A 14,713-nucleotide genomic window follows, 5' to 3' on the forward strand; every position below is an offset into this window, starting at 1 on the left:
GCCGAGCATGGGCTCGGCTCTACAGGACCGGGTCAACGGCCCAGCGCGCGGCGGATCTCTTCCAGCGCGCCCGGGTCGTCCAGGGTCGACAGATCGCCGGGATCGCGCTGCTCGGCCAATGCCTGCAGCGAACGCCGCAGCAGCTTGCCCGAGCGGGTCTTGGGCAGGGCGTTGACCACGTGCACATGCGCCGGCCGCGCCACCGCCCCCAGCGAAGCGGTCACCGTGGCCATCATCTCGGCCACCACCGCAGCAGGGTCTTCGCCATCAAGACCCTGCTTGAGCGTCACGAACACCAGCGGCACCTGCCCCTTCAACTCGTCCTTCACCCCGATCACCGCGGCCTCGGCCACGCGCGGGTGACTTGAGATGGCCTCTTCGATCTCACGCGTGCCCAGGCGATGGCCAGCCACGTTGATCACATCGTCGGTGCGGCCCAGGATGAAGGTATAGCCATCGTCATCGCGGATGGCCCAGTCCAGTGAGCTGTACAGCAGTTCCTTGAAGTGGCTGAAGTAGCTCTGCAGGAAGCGGCTGTCGTCATTCCAGACCGTGCTCATGCAGCCCGGCGGCAACGGCGGCGTCATCACCAGCACACCCTTCTGCCCCGCAGCCACTTCTTCACCGGTGTTCTCGTCGATCACCTTCATCCGGTAACCGAGATTGGGGAAACCCGGTGAGCCGAAACGCACCGGTTTCATGTCCAGCCCAGGCAGCAGGGTCAATGCCGGCCAACCGGTTTCGGTCTGCCAGTAGTTGTCAATGATCGGCTTGCCCAGCGCGTCGCTGATCCAGTGTGCGGTCGGTTCGTCCAGCGGCTCGCCGGCCAGGAACAGATACTTCAGCGCATCCAGGTCGTGCCGGTGGATGAAATCGGCATCGTGCTTCTTCAGCACACGGATCGCCGTCGGCGAAGAGAACATCGTGCGTACGTTGTACTGCTCGCACAGCGCCCACCAGATACCCGGATCCGGGTTGGTCGGCAGCCCTTCGTACAGCAGCGAGGTGCAGCCACCGATCAGCGGGCCATACACGTTGTAGGAATGGCCCACGGCCCAGCCGACGTCGGAGGTGGAGAACATCACCTGCCCCGGCTTGCAGTCGAACACGGTCTGCATCGACTGCGCCATCGCCACCGCATAGCCACCGACATCGCGCTGCACGCCCTTCGGCTTGCCGGTGGTGCCGGAGGTGTACAGCAGGTAGCTGGGTTCGCTCGATTCCAGCCATTGCACCGGCACATCGGTCTGCCCGATCTGCGCACGCAGGCTGGCGTACTCGACATCACGCCCTTCGATGCGGGGCTCGGCCGGGTCCAGCCCGCGCGAAACGATCAGTACGTGCGGCGGCGGATTGCTGGCCTCGGCGCAGGCGGCGTCGACCATCGCCTTGTACGGAATGAGCTTGCCGCCACGCATGCCGGCATCGGCGGCGATCAGCAGCTTCGGCTTGGCATCGTCGATGCGCAGCGCGAGGTTGTGCGCGGCGAAGCCACCGAACACCACCGAGTGCACCGCACCGATACGTGCACAGGCAAGCATGGCGAACACCGCCTCGGCCATGTTCGGCATGTAGATCACCACACGATCACCGTGGCCGACACCGAGATGTTTCAGCACGGCGGCGAAGTCGTTCACTTCGCGATACAGCTGGCGATAGGTGACTTCGCGGGTGCTGTTGGTTTCGGTGGAGATGGCGACCAGTGCGAGCTGGTCCGGGCGGTCGGCCAGATGCCGGTCGACGGCGTTGTAGCAGAGATTGGTTTCGCCACCAACGTACCAGCGCCGGAATGGCGGGTTGCTGTAGTCGAGCACCTGTTGCGGCGGCTTGTGCCAATGGATGCGCTTGGCTTCCTCGCCCCAGAATGCCTCCGGCTCGTCGATCGAACGGCGGTAGGTTTCCTCGTAGTTCATGACGCAGCCCTCCCAGACAAAGTCATGGTTCGAGCATAGTCCGGCGCTGGCGCGCGGGCCGCCCTACCTTGGTAGGGGGTGTGTTCCCGGCAGGGCTGCGCCCTGCACCCGCCGAGGCCGGAGCAACGGCAACAGCAACAGCCGAAGCAACAGCAACGGCGGATTCCGGGTTTGGCGGGGAGGGGGCAGATGGCGGGGGTCGCTGCAAGTACGTCCATGTAAGCTCGGTCGCGCCATCCATGGCGCTCACGCCCCCGCCATCTGCCCCCTCCCCGCCTCCGACGATTTCCCGCTGCTGTTGGGCTGCTGTTGGTAGCTGCCGACCTTGGTCGACACGTAGATCCACGCCATGCGTGGATGCTTTTCGATGAATTGTCGAAATATTCGATTCCGATGGATTTGATCCACGCAAAGCGTGGACCCATCGGCCATCGGAAATCTGTCGAAGGTGGGGCGGTGTCGGATTGCGGGGTGTCAGCCGCATGGATGCGGCTGCCAAGCCTACAGGGACGTACTTGCGGCGCCCCCGCAATGCGACACCGCCCCGCCAACCCACGGAATCCCGCTGTTGCTGTTGCCGTTGATTCGGCAGGTGCAGGGCGCAGCCCTGCCGATACACCCACTCTCTAGAACGGAGTCGCAGACTCGAACGCGAGCGTCTCGCCCGTCACCGGATGGGTGAACCGCAGCTCCCGTGCATGCAGGTGCACGCGCTGCGCGGCTTGTGCGCCGTACAGCACGTCGCCGACGATGGGATGGCCGAGGCTGGCCATGTGCAGGCGCAACTGGTGGCTGCGGCCGGTGACCGGCTCCAGTTCAACGCGCGTGCGTTGCGCCGCGATGTCACGCGACAGCACGCGCCACCGGGTCAGTGCCGGCTTGCCGCGTTCGTGGTCGACCATCTGCCGCGGCCGGTTCGGCCAATCGACGATCAGCGGCAGATCCACTTCACCCGCATCTCCTTCAAGCAGCCCCTGCACGATGGCTTCATAACGCTTGCCCACCTGGCGCTTCTCGAACTGCATCGACAGCGCCACCTGCATGTCCTTGCCACGCGCGTGCAGCAGCAGGCCGGAGGTGACCTGGTCCAGGCGATGCACGGTCAGCGCATCGGGATACACCGCCTGCAACCGCGCGACCACGCAGTCCTGGTTCTCCGCCGAGCGGCCGGGTACGGACAGCAGGCCGGCAGGCTTCTCGGCTACCAGCAGCGCGTCGTCGATGTAATGCAGGTGGATCATGTCGTTGCCAGGTGCTCCATACGGAAACGGGGAAGCCGAAGCCTCCCCGTTTCCTGCGTACCGGCCAACGACCGGCACCTACCCTGATGGAAAACGTGCCGGCAAACTGCCGGCACAGACCGCATCAGCCCAGCAGGTGGGCGACGCCGGCGCGCTCTTCTTCCAGCTCGGCCAGGGTCTTGTCGATGTACTTCTGGCTGAAGTCGTCGACCGGCAGATCCTTGACCAGGGTGTACTCGCCGTTCTCGGTGGTGACCGCGAAGCCGAAGATCACGCCTTCCGGAATGCCGTAGGAACCGTCGGACGGCACGCCCATGGTGACCCACTTGCCGTTGCTGCCCAGCACCCAGTCACGCACGTGGTCGATCGCTGCATTGGCGGCCGAAGCAGCCGAGGACGAGCCACGGGCTTCGATGATCGCCGCGCCGCGCTTGCCGACGGTCGGGATGAAGGTGTTGGCGTTCCACTCCTGGTCGTTGATCGCATCGGCGATGGACGCACCATCGGCGGTGGCGAAACGGTAGTCCGGGTACATGGTCGGGCTGTGGTTGCCCCACACCACCAGCTTCTCCATGCCGGCGACCGGCTTGCCGAGCTTGGTCGACAGCTGGCTCAGCGCACGGTTGTGGTCCAGGCGCAGCATGGCGGTGAAGTTGCGCGGGTTCAGGTCCGGCGCCGACTTCATCGCGATGTAGGCGTTGGTGTTGGCCGGGTTGCCGACCACCAGCACCTTCACGTCACGCTTGGCGACCTTGTTCAGTGCGGCGCCCTGCGCGGTGAAGATCTTCGCGTTTTCCAGCAGCAGATCCTTGCGCTCCATGCCCGGGCCGCGCGGACGCGCGCCGACCAGCAGGGCGATGTCCGCGTCCTTGAAGGCGACTTCGGCGTCGTCGGTGCCGACCATGCCGGCCAGCAGCGGGAACGCGCAGTCTTCCAGTTCCATCATCACGCCCTTCAGGGCGGCCTGGGCCTTGTCGACCGGCAGCTCCAGCAGCTGCAGGATGACCGGCTGGTCCTTGCCCAGCATTTCACCGGAGGCGATACGGAACAGCAGGGCGTAGCCGATCTGGCCGGCGGCGCCGGTCACGGCAACACGAACAGGTGCTTTCATGGGGATTTCCTCTGCTAAGAAGCTAAGTAGCGTTGTAGAAGATGGCCGCGCGGGCGGGGATGGGCCTGGCGGGGCGGCCGCAACATGGAAACGGCCCCCTTCGCAGGGGGCCGTCCGGGTATTGGATCAGGCGGGAATGAGCTTGTTCCACTCACCCACGCGCTCAGCCTGGGCGGCGAGCAGAGCGTCGGTGTCGCCTTCCAGGGTGATCGAATGGATCACGTCGCCCTGCTTGACCGAATCGACGATCGCCTGGCCTTCCAGCACCTGGCCGAACACGGTGTGCTTGCCGTCCAGCCAATCGGTCTTGATGTGGGTGATGAAGAACTGGCTGCCATTGGTGTTCGGGCCGGCGTTGGCCATCGACAGCGAGCCGATCTGGTGCTTCACACCATTCTTCTCGTCTTCGAACTTGTAGCCCGGGCCGCCGGTGCCACGACCCTGCGGGCAGCCGCCCTGGATCATGAAATCGGGGATCACGCGGTGGAAGATCAGGCCATCATAGAAGCCGCGCTTGACCAGGTTCACGAAGTTGGCGACCGTCAGCGGCGCCTTGTCGGCGAACAGCTCGACCTTGATCGGGCCCTGGGTGGTGTCGAAAGTGGCGATGAGGGACATGCAGATCCTTGGGATGCGGGGTGTGTAATCAGCCCCATAAGGATACACCTCCCCCGTGACATGGGCGGCTTCGACCATCGGCGCAGGCAGGGTCTTCAGCCCGCGGACGGGCAGCGCCGGGAGCCAGGCTGAATGGGGACCTCGGCGGTCCTGAAATCCAGGTTTTCGCCAATCGTCAAGTTCGACGTATAATGTTGGACTTCTTTTTCCAAATCCGGCGCCGACTGGCCCCCTTTCGTATGTCCATCGAAAATCTTCGCAACATCGCCATCGTCGCCCACGTCGACCATGGCAAGACCACTCTGGTCGACCAGCTGCTGAAGCAGTCCGGCACCCTGTCCGAGCGTACCGTCCTCGCCGAGCGCGTGATGGACAGCAACGACCAGGAAAAGGAACGCGGCATCACCATCCTGGCCAAGAACACGGCCATCACCTGGGAAGACAAGAAGACCGGTATCAAGAACCGGATCAACATCGTCGACACCCCCGGACACGCCGACTTCGGCGGCGAGGTCGAGCGCGTGCTGTCGATGGTCGACACCGTGCTGATCCTGGTCGACGCGATGGACGGCCCGATGCCGCAGACCCGCTTCGTCACCCAGAAGGCCTTCGCGATGGGCTTCAAGCCGATCGTCGTGGTCAACAAGGTCGACCGTCCGGGCTCGCGTCCGGAGTGGGTGATCGACCAGGTCTTCGACCTGTTCGACAAGCTCGGCGCCACCAATGAGCAGCTCGACTTCCCGATCGTCTACGCCTCGGCCCTGAACGGCTACGCCGGCCTGGAAGACACCGTGCGCGACGGCGACATGACCCCGCTTTACGAAGCGATCATGCAGCACGCACCGAAGCCGGAAGTGGACCCCGAAGGTCCGTTCCAGATGCGCATCAGCCAGCTGGACTACAACAACTTCGTGGGCGTGATCGGCATCGGCCGCATCCAGCGCGGCACCCTGAAGAAGAACATGCAGGTCGCGGTGATCGACCGTGAAGGCAAGAAGCGCAACGGCAAGGTCGCTCAGGTGCTGGGCTTCCTGGGCCTGGAGCGCATCGAGCAGGACACCGCCGAAGCCGGCGACATCGTCGCCATCTCCGGTATTCCGGAACTGACCATCTCCGATACCCTGTGCCATCCGGAAACCCCGGAAGCGCTGCCGGCACTGACCGTCGATGAACCGACGATCTCGATGACCTTCCAGGTCAACAACTCGCCGTTCGCCGGCAACAAGGACCTGTCCGGTGGCAAGTTCCTGACCAGCCGCCAGATCAAGGACCGTCTGGACCGCGAGCAGGTCCACAACGTGGCCCTGAAGGTCGAACAGCTGGAAGACGCCGACAAGTTCCTGGTCTCCGGCCGTGGCGAACTGCACCTGTCGGTGCTGATCGAGAACATGCGTCGTGAAGGCTACGAACTGGCCGTGTCGCGCCCGGAAGTCATCATCAAGCAGATCGACGGCCAGGCCATGGAGCCGATCGAGCAGCTGGTGGTGGATATCGAAGAAGTCCACCAGGGCGGCGTGATGGAAAAGCTGGGCACCCGCAAGGGCCAGCTGAAGAACATGGAATCGGACGGCAAGGGCCGTGTGCGCCTGGAATACCAGATCCCGGCCCGTGGCCTGATCGGCTTCCAGAACGAGTTCAAGACCCTCACCCAGGGTTCGGGCCTGCTGTTCCACGTGTTCGACCATTACGGCCCGAAGGAACAGGGCGCCATCGCCAAGCGCATCAACGGTGTGATGATCGCCAATGCCCCGGGTACCACCCCGGCGTACTCGCTCGGCCCGCTGCAGGAACGCGGCAAGCTGTTCGCTGCTGAAGGCGACAACGTGTATGAAGGTCAGCTGGTCGGCATCCACTCCAAGGACAACGACCTGACCGTCAACGCGATCAAGACCAAGCCGCTGACCAACATGCGCGCTTCGGGCAAGGACGATGCGATCCAGCTGACCCCGGCGATCAAGTACTCGCTGGAACAGGCCCTGGACTTCATCGAAGACGACGAGCTGGTCGAGATCACCCCGAAGGAGATCCGTCTGCGCAAGAAGTTCCTGACCGAAAGCGACCGCAAGAAGAACTCGCGCGGCGGCTGATCCAGCGAACCGTGAGCCAGAACGGCTATAACCCGGATCCGCATCGGCATCCGGGCCTCCATGTCATCGCCTTGCTCGAAGCGAGCAAGGCGATGCTGGCGTTGTTGGCGGCTACCGGACTTGAAATCCTCGGTCCGCAGCCGCTTCGCGACGGCGTCAATGCCCTGATCCGGCGTTTCAGCCTGGACCCGGATCACGGCACCCTGCCCTCGCTGTTGAATGCAATCAGTCCCGACGCGGTGCACCTGGCTGCGGCGGTGATGATCGGCTACGGCCTGCTGCACCTGGTCGAAGCCTGGGGTCTGTGGAAAGCCAAGGCATGGGCCTCCTGGCTGGGCTGCCTGACCGCCTCCATCTACCTGCCCTTCGATATCTACGCGATCGTCCGCCATCCCGGCTGGGCCTCGTGGACCGTGCTGGCGATCAACCTGATCGTCGTCTACGTGCTGGCGCGCGACCTGCGCAAGCGCCGCCGCTGAGCAGCCGCTACACTGGGGATCGGAGCCGTCGAAGCTGCCCCATGCGCCTGTCCTTGCCGCCCCTCCTGTCCTGTCTGATCGCCGCACTGCCTGCGGTGCTTGCTGCTGGCTGCAGCCCGGCCACGTCCAGCGCCCACGCTGCCGAACCCGGTAGCAGCAACGTGCCCTTCCCCTACGCCGAGACCGAAGTGTCCGACCTGCAGGCACGCATGGTCGCCGGCGAACTGGACAGCACCACCCTCACTCACGCTTACCTCAAGCGCATCGCCACACTGGACCGCGCCGGCCCGCGCCTGCGCGCGGTGATCGAGCTCAATCCGGATGCCCTGAAGGAAGCTGCAGAGCGTGATCGCGAGCGCCGTAACGGCCGCCTGCGCGGACCGCTGCATGGCATCCCGATCCTTCTGAAGGACAACATCAACGCCGCGCCGATGGCCACCAGTGCCGGTTCGCTCGCGCTGCAGGGCTTCCGCCCCGACGATGCCTATCTGGTCCGCCGCCTGCGCGAAGCGGGCGCGGTGGTGCTGGGCAAGACCAACCTCAGCGAGTGGGCCAACTTCCGTGGCAACGACTCCATCTCCGGCTGGAGCGCGCGCGGGGGCCAGACCCGCAATCCCTACCGCCTCAGTCATTCACCCTGCGGCTCCAGCAGCGGCAGCGCGGTAGCCGTGGCCGCCAACCTGGCCAGCGTGGCCATCGGCACTGAAACCGATGGCAGCATCGTCTGCCCCGCGGCGGTCAACGGCGTGGTCGGCCTGAAACCGACCGTCGGCCTGGTCAGCCGCGAAGGCATCATCCCGATCTCCTTCAGCCAGGACACCGCGGGCCCGATGACCCGCAGCGTCGCCGACGCCGCCGCCGTGCTGACCGCCATTGCCGGCCGCGATGATGCCGATCCCGCCACCGCGACCATGCCCGGCCGCGCCGTCTACGACTACACCGCACGCCTGGATCCGCAGGGACTGCGCGGCAAGCGCATCGGCCTGCTGCAGACACCACTGCTGAAGTATCGCGGGATGCCGCCGCTGGTTGAGCAGGCGGTCGCTGAGCTGCGCCGTGCCGGCGCCGTGGTGGTGCCGGTGGAACTGCCCAACCAGGGCGCCTGGGCCGATGCGGAGCGCATCGTCCTGCTGTACGAATTCAAGGCCGGACTGGAACGCTACCTCAACACCTACCAGGCACCACTGCGCAGCCTGGCCGGGCTGATCGCCTTCAACGAGGCACACAAGGGCCAGGAACTGGGCCTGTTCGGCCAGGAGCTGCTGCAGGAGGCCGAGGCGACCCCTGGCCTGGGCGATCCCGTGTACATCCGCGCGCGCAGCGATGCGCGGCGACTGGCAGGCCCGGAAGGCATCGACGCCGTGTTGGCATCGCAAAAGCTGGATGCGCTGGTCGCACCGACAACCGGCGTGGCCTGGCCCCTGCGCAGCACGGGCGATGACTTCCCCGGCGAGAGCTACAGTGTCGCCGCCGTCGCCGGCTACCCCAGCCTGAGCGTGCCGATGGGCCAGATCGATGGCCTGCCTGCGGGGCTGTTGTTCATGGGCACGGCCTGGAGCGAACCGAAGTTGATCGAGATGGCCTACGCGTATGAGCAGCGCACGCGCGCCAGGCGTCCGCCGCACTTCGATACCGATGCATTGATCGAATCCGGCGATCCCTGACCGGCTTCTGTAGAGCCGAGCCATGCTCGGCTGATTTCGATTTTGCGGTGAAGCCGAGCGTGGGCTCGGCTCTACAGAAGCGGGCCCGGCTCCACCGGCGCGATCGCCGCCTCACCATCCTCCGCACCCGGCGAGCGCACATCGGCGCTGCCTGCACGCCGCATCCGCGGCATATCCAGCTCATCGTCCCGCTGCAGGCGCGCGCGCACCTGCGGCAGCGATTGCGGATGCTCGCGCGCGAGGAAATCCAGCATGCGCTCGCGCACCAGGCAGCGCAGGTCGAACGCATCACCGGAACTGCGCGCACTGGCCAGCAGCCGCACCTGGATCGCGCGCTCGCTGGTCTCGGTCACCTGGGTCACGCACACCCGTCCATCCCACAGCGGTTGGCCCTGGCAGATGCGTTCCAGCTCGGCACGTATCGCCGCGATCGGCGCACGGTAGTCCAGCCACAGGAAAGCCGTTCCCAGCAGGTCGGCACTGCGTCGCGTCCAGTTCTGGAACGGATGTTCGATGAACCATGTCAGCGGCACCACCATCCGCCGCTCATCCCAGATGCGCACCACCACATAGCTGCTGCCGATTTCCTCGACGCGCCCCCATTCGCCTTCGACGATCACCACGTCATCGAGCCGGATCGGCTGTGTCACCGCGATCTGCAGGCCGGCGATCAGATTGCCGAACACCGGTTTGGCAGCGATACCCGCCACCAGGCCGATCAGGCCCGCCGACGCCAGCAGTGCGGTGCCGATCTTCTGCACCATCGGGAAGGTCAGCAGCACCAGCGAAGCACCGAGCACGATGATGCCGCCCATCAGCACGCGGCTGAGCACCCGCGTCTGGGTCTGGATGCGGCGCGCTTCGAGGTTATCCGAGACATCAATCGGATGGCTGCGCAGGATCGCCCGCTCACCCGCAGCAACGCCGCGCACCAGCAGCCAGATGAAGCAGGCGGTCAGAGCGATGTGCAGCACGCGCAGCAGTTGATCGAGCGCGTGTTCCGGCAGTGGCGTGGATTGCAACGCGGGAATCAGCAGCAGCAACGGCCATGCGGTGGCCATCGGCAGCCCGAGCACACGACCGATGCGCGCGCGGCGACGATCACGTCCTTTCAGCCGATGGTAGATCCACAGGATCAACCACGCGCCGATGCCACCCACCAACACTGCCAATCCCAACGGCCACGCATAGGCCTGTGCGCTTTCCCAGTGCACCGTTGCCACCTCCACTCGAACACCAAGCGGACAGCCTCGCGCATAGCGCATGAGCGTCACGTCAGTCGTTCGTAAGGAGGGCGTTGGTCGGCAGGGCTTGCAGCCCTGCACCTGCTGCAAGCTTGAGCAACAGCAACAGCAACAGCCGAAGCAGAAGCAGAAGCCGAAGCAGAAGCGGATTTCCTGCGGGATGGCGGGGTGGGTCCGGTTGCGGGAGACGCCGTAAACCCATCCCTGGGGGCTTGGCCGCGGCATCCATGCCGCGGACACTCCCGCAACCGGACCCTCCCCGCCTTCGACAGATTCCCGCGATCTGCCGGCATTTCTGTAGAGCCGAGCCATGCTCGGCTCAATTCGTTCCGATATCGAAATAGTCGATTCCGATGGAAATTCATCCACGCATGGCGTGGATCCAACAGCCGCGGAAATCTGTCAGAGGTGGGACGGTGTGGGTAGGCAGGACCGTTGGCGCCATGGATGGCGCCATCGAGCCCCCATGGATGGGTTTACGGCGTGTCCTGACTACCCACACCGTCCCGCCATCCCACGGAATGCCCGCATTTGACGTTGACGTTGATTCAGCAGGTGCAGGGCTGCAAGCCCTGCCGAAATACCTTTTACCGCACCTGCTCCTGCTTGCGCACGATCGCCATCGCAATCTCCAGCGACTGCTCGTAGTTCAATCGCGGATCGACAGTCGAACGATACGCACGCTCCAGGTCACGTTCGGTCAACTCGCGCGCACCGCCGGTGCATTCGGTCACATCCTCACCGGTCAGTTCCAGATGCACGCCCCCCAGGCGGGTGCCTGCGGCCGCGTGCAGGTCGAAGGACATCTCGACCTCACCACGTACATTGTCGAAGCGCCGCGTCTTGAAGCCGTTGGCGGTGCTCTCGGTATTGCCGTGCATCGCATCGCACACCCACAGCACGCGGCGACCATCGCGCTTGACCGCATCCAGCAGCGGCGGCAGCTTCTGCGCGATCTGCGCTGCACCCATGCGGTGGATGAAGCTCAGGCGGCCCGGCTCGTCATCCGGATTGAGCACATCGATCAGGCGCAGCAACTGGTCCGGCGTCACCGACGGGCCCACCTTGATCGCGATCGGATTGCGCACGCCACGCAGGTACTCCACGTGTGCGCCATCCAGCGCGGCGGTACGCATGCCGATCCACGGATAGTGCGTGCTCAGGTTCAACCAGCCCTGCTGGCGCGGCACCTGCCGGGTCAGCGCCTGTTCGTAGGGCAGCAACAGCGCTTCATGCGAGGTGTAGAAATCGATGCGGTTGAGGTTGTGCACGCGGGCCCCGGCCAGGGTCTCCATGAAGTGCACGGCATCGCCAATCGAGGCGACCATCTTCTGGTAGTCGGCGGCCAACGGCGAATGGCTTACCCATTCCAGGTTCCAGTATTCGGGATGGTGCAGGTCGGCAAAGCCGCCATCGATCAGCGCCCGCACGAAGTTCATCGTCATCGCCGAATGCGCGTGGGCCTGCAGCATCCGCTTCGGATCGGGCAGCCGCGCCGCCTCGGTGAAGGCCGGCGCATTGATGACATCGCCACGGTAGCTGGGCAGGGTCACGCCATCGCGGGTTTCGGTATCGGCCGAGCGCGGCTTGGCGTACTGCCCGGCAAAACGGCCGACGCGGATCACCGGCTGACGCAGGCCGTGCACCAGCACCAGGCTCATCTGCAGCAGCACCTTCAACCGGTTGGAAATCGTGCCCGATTCGCAGTCGCTGAAATTCTCCGCGCAGTCGCCACCCTGCAGCAGGAAACGCTTGCCCTCCTGGGCGTCGGCAAGCTGCTGCTTCAGCGCCAGGATCTCCCACGACGTCACCAGCGGCGGCAGCCGCTTCAACTCGTGCAGCGCGGCATCCAGCGCCACCGGATCGGGATAGGTCGGCATCTGCAGCGCGGTCTTGCCCCGCCAGCTCTCCGGTGACCAGGCAGCGCCAGCAGCGATGGCGGCAGGATCGGGGGCGGGCGGAACGGCGGACAGGCTCATCACGGACATCCGGGGGTGGGGGGCGGTCATGGTCGCAGAGCCAGCCGCTGACGCAAAGGGCCAGGCACCGCCGCGACTGCCTGAACGGCGTGAAAAGGGGCCGCGTGATCGGCCAGAAACGGCATGGTCGCCACCGCTGGACAGGCGCATGATCGGCACGCTGTTGTTACGGAGTAACACTCCCTCATGGACCGGCCCCTTCCCCCTTCCCTGCCCATTTCCCATGAAGCCCTCCCTGCTCACCGCCGCCATCACCTTCGCCCTGATCCTGACCAGCCAACCCGTACTTGCCGCCGACACTGATTCCAGCGCGGCTGCGGTCAAGAACCTCGACGTGGTCACCGTCAGCGCCCAGCTCGACCAGGCCCGCAACGCCCTGTCCCCGGACATCGGCAGCAGCCAGTACCAGATCACCGCCGAGGACATCCAGAAGCAGCCTCTGGGCGCCTCCGCCCCGCTCAGCCAGGTGCTGCTGCAGGCCCCGGGCGTGGCCCAGGACTCCTACGGCGGCGTGCACGTGCGCGGCGACCACGCCAACCTGCAGTACCGCATCAACGGCGTACTGCTGCCCGAATCGATCTCCGGCTTTGGCCAGACCCTGGATGCCCGCACCATCAAGAGCATCCGCCTGATGGATGGCGCCCTGCCGGCCCAGTTCGGTGAACGCACCGCCGCGGTGGTTGATATCACGACCCGCAGTGGCGCCGAGCTGGGCAACGGCGGCAGCGCCGGCATCACCGCCGGCTCCTTCGGCAAGGTCAACCCGAATGCCTCCTGGTGGGGCAACCAGGGCCGCTGGAGCTGGTTCCTGACCGGCAACTACGACCAGAACGAGGTCGGGCTGGAGAACCCCACCAGCGCACGCAAGCCGCTGCATGACGATACCCACCAAGGGAAGGCCTTTGCCGACCTGACCTATCTGGTCAACGACAGCACCCGCCTGAGCGTGTTCGCCGGCTTCGCCAACAACCGCTTCCAGATTCCGGTCAACCCGGGGCAGACCCCGCAGTTCGGTTACCTGGACACCACCACCTTCGATTCCAGCCAGCTGGACGAAACTCAGCGCGAAACCACCCGCTTCGGCATGCTGGTGCTACAGGGCACGCTTGGCCAGACCGCGTACCAGCTCTCGGCCGGCCAGCGCTACAGCGATGTGGCCTTCAACCCGGACATCGTCGGCGACCTGGTGTTCAGCGGCGTCGCCTCGCAGGTCCAACGCAGCAACCGCGCCAACACCCTGCAGGCCGATTTCTCCACGCCGCTGGGCGACAACCACACCCTGCGCTATGGCCTGTATGGCAACTACGAACACGCCGCCGCCAACAACAGCAGCTGGGTCTTCCCGGTCGATGCCGATGGCCGGCAGACAAGCACCACGCCGCAGCTGATCCCGGACCGCAACGCCTTCCACGCCAGCACCGCGGCACTGTACGTGCAGGATGAGTGGCGGATAGGCGATGAATGGACGGTCAACTACGGCCTGCGCGGCGACCGCTTCAAGGCGTTCGGCCACACCGAGGGCCAGCTCAGCCCCCGCCTGGGCGTGGTCTGGAATGCCAGCGACAGCACCACGGTGCATGCCGGCTACTCGCGCTACTTCACCCCGCCCGCCAGCGAACTGGTTGCCGGCAGCGATCTGGCCCTGTTCGACGGCACCAGCAACCAGCAACCCGCCGGTGGCAGCAACACGCCATTGTCCGAGCGCAGTGACTACTACGACATCGGCGTGTCACAGCAGGTCGGCGAGCACCTCACCCTCGGCCTGGATGCCTACGACCGCCGCGTCTCGCGCCTGCAGGACGAAGGCCAGTTCGGCGCCGCCTACATCTATTCCACCTTCAACTATCGGCGCGGCCACATCCACGGCCTGGAGTTCAGCGCCGACTACAGCAACGGGCCGATCAGCGCGTACTTCAACGCGGCCTACAACAAGGCGATGGGCACCCAGGTCATCACCAGCCAGTACAACCTCGATCCGGATGCATTGGCCTACGTGCAGCAGAACTGGATCCACCTGGACCACGACCAGAAGCTGACTTCTTCCGGCGGCGTCAGCTATACCTTCGCTGGCCACAACCGGGTGGGCGCGAACTACGTGTACGGCAGCGGCCTGCGTTCGGACATCGAGGGCGTGCCCAATGGCGGCCAGCTGCCGTCGTATCTGCAGGTCAATCTCAGCGCCGCGCATGACTTCAACGCCGACAGTGGCCACCCGCTGCACGTGCAGCTGGCCGTGCTCAACACGCTGGACCGCAGCTACCAGCTGCGCGATGGCGGCGGCATCGGCGTGTTCGCGCCGCAATGGGGGCCGCGTCGCGGCGCCTATCTGAGCCTGCAGCAGGATTTCTAAGCGAAGGGGTTGGATCCCTTTCCGTAG

At 65.3% G+C, this 14,713-nt stretch carries 10 protein-coding genes; 4 read left to right on the plus strand and 6 right to left on the minus strand.

The features are described from left to right. Positions 1-32: 32 nt before the first annotated feature. The 4 genes from prpE to QOL57_RS06675 all read right to left on the minus strand — a co-directional run bounded on the left by prpE (position 33) and on the right by QOL57_RS06675 (position 4,883). Positions 33-1,913 (minus strand): propionate--CoA ligase, encoded by a 1,881-nt coding sequence (gene prpE, locus QOL57_RS06660; protein ID WP_089239024.1) that lies wholly within the window; start codon positions 1,911-1,913, stop codon positions 33-35. 626 nt (positions 1,914-2,539) lie between these two features. Beyond that, positions 2,540-3,154, minus strand: a complete 615-nt coding sequence (locus QOL57_RS06665) for an RluA family pseudouridine synthase (protein ID WP_089239023.1) — start codon at positions 3,152-3,154, stop codon at positions 2,540-2,542. A gap of 124 nt (positions 3,155-3,278) precedes the next feature. Further along, positions 3,279-4,265: a malate dehydrogenase gene (locus QOL57_RS06670; protein WP_025879435.1), complete on the minus strand. Its 987-nt coding sequence runs from the start codon at positions 4,263-4,265 to the stop codon at positions 3,279-3,281. A gap of 126 nt (positions 4,266-4,391) precedes the next feature. Further along, entirely contained in the window at positions 4,392-4,883 is a 492-nt protein-coding gene (locus QOL57_RS06675; protein ID WP_089239021.1) for a peptidylprolyl isomerase, read from the minus strand. A gap of 239 nt (positions 4,884-5,122) precedes the next feature. Here QOL57_RS06675 and typA point away from each other — a divergent pair, with 239 nt between their 5' ends. From typA to QOL57_RS06690, 3 genes are read left to right on the plus strand one after another with little or no spacing between them, the layout of a single operon-like run. After that, complete coding sequence (typA, locus tag QOL57_RS06680) at positions 5,123-6,970, plus strand: translational GTPase TypA (protein ID WP_025879437.1); 1,848 nt, start codon at positions 5,123-5,125, stop codon at positions 6,968-6,970. An 11-nt stretch (positions 6,971-6,981) separates the two neighbouring features. Continuing rightward, on the plus strand, positions 6,982-7,449 hold the full coding sequence (locus QOL57_RS06685; protein WP_089239019.1) for a DUF2127 domain-containing protein: 468 nt from the start codon (positions 6,982-6,984) through the stop codon (positions 7,447-7,449). Positions 7,450-7,490: 41 nt separating this feature from the next. Beyond that, a complete protein-coding gene (locus QOL57_RS06690) occupies positions 7,491-9,113 on the plus strand; it encodes an amidase (RefSeq protein WP_089239017.1) in 1,623 nt (540 codons plus the stop codon). Positions 9,114-9,184: 71 nt separating this feature from the next. On the opposite strand, the gene QOL57_RS06695 is transcribed toward QOL57_RS06690, so the two are convergent. Then, complete coding sequence (locus QOL57_RS06695; RefSeq protein WP_089241186.1) at positions 9,185-10,327, minus strand: mechanosensitive ion channel family protein; 1,143 nt, start codon at positions 10,325-10,327, stop codon at positions 9,185-9,187. A 617-nt stretch (positions 10,328-10,944) separates the two neighbouring features. Continuing rightward, a complete protein-coding gene (locus QOL57_RS06700; RefSeq protein ID WP_089239015.1) occupies positions 10,945-12,336 on the minus strand; it encodes a 3-deoxy-7-phosphoheptulonate synthase class II in 1,392 nt (463 codons plus the stop codon). A gap of 223 nt (positions 12,337-12,559) precedes the next feature. On the opposite strand from QOL57_RS06700, the gene QOL57_RS06705 reads away from it, so the two are divergent. After that, positions 12,560-14,686, plus strand: a complete 2,127-nt coding sequence (locus tag QOL57_RS06705; RefSeq protein WP_089239013.1) for a TonB-dependent receptor — start codon at positions 12,560-12,562, stop codon at positions 14,684-14,686. Positions 14,687-14,713: the final 27 nt, after the last annotated feature.

Origin of the sequence: Stenotrophomonas sp. yr243 (assembly GCF_900184195.1) — a bacterium.
Classification (GTDB): Bacteria; Pseudomonadota; Gammaproteobacteria; order Xanthomonadales; family Xanthomonadaceae; genus Stenotrophomonas; species Stenotrophomonas lactitubi.

Excerpts from the sequence above, each read along its gene's own strand:
- QOL57_RS06675 (WP_089239021.1), bottom strand. The coding sequence starts at position 4,883 with ATGTCCCTCATCGCCACTTTCGACACCACCCAGGGCCCGATCAAGGTC.
- prpE (WP_089239024.1), bottom strand. The coding sequence starts at position 1,913 with ATGAACTACGAGGAAACCTACCGCCGTTCGATCGACGAGCCGGAGGCA.
- QOL57_RS06700 (WP_089239015.1), bottom strand. The coding sequence starts at position 12,336 with ATGAGCCTGTCCGCCGTTCCGCCCGCCCCCGATCCTGCCGCCATCGCT.
- typA (WP_025879437.1), top strand. The coding sequence starts at position 5,123 with ATGTCCATCGAAAATCTTCGCAACATCGCCATCGTCGCCCACGTCGAC.
- QOL57_RS06690 (WP_089239017.1), top strand. The coding sequence starts at position 7,491 with ATGCGCCTGTCCTTGCCGCCCCTCCTGTCCTGTCTGATCGCCGCACTG.
- QOL57_RS06705 (WP_089239013.1), top strand. The coding sequence starts at position 12,560 with ATGAAGCCCTCCCTGCTCACCGCCGCCATCACCTTCGCCCTGATCCTG.
- QOL57_RS06665 (WP_089239023.1), bottom strand. The coding sequence starts at position 3,154 with ATGATCCACCTGCATTACATCGACGACGCGCTGCTGGTAGCCGAGAAG.
- QOL57_RS06670 (WP_025879435.1), bottom strand. The coding sequence starts at position 4,265 with ATGAAAGCACCTGTTCGTGTTGCCGTGACCGGCGCCGCCGGCCAGATC.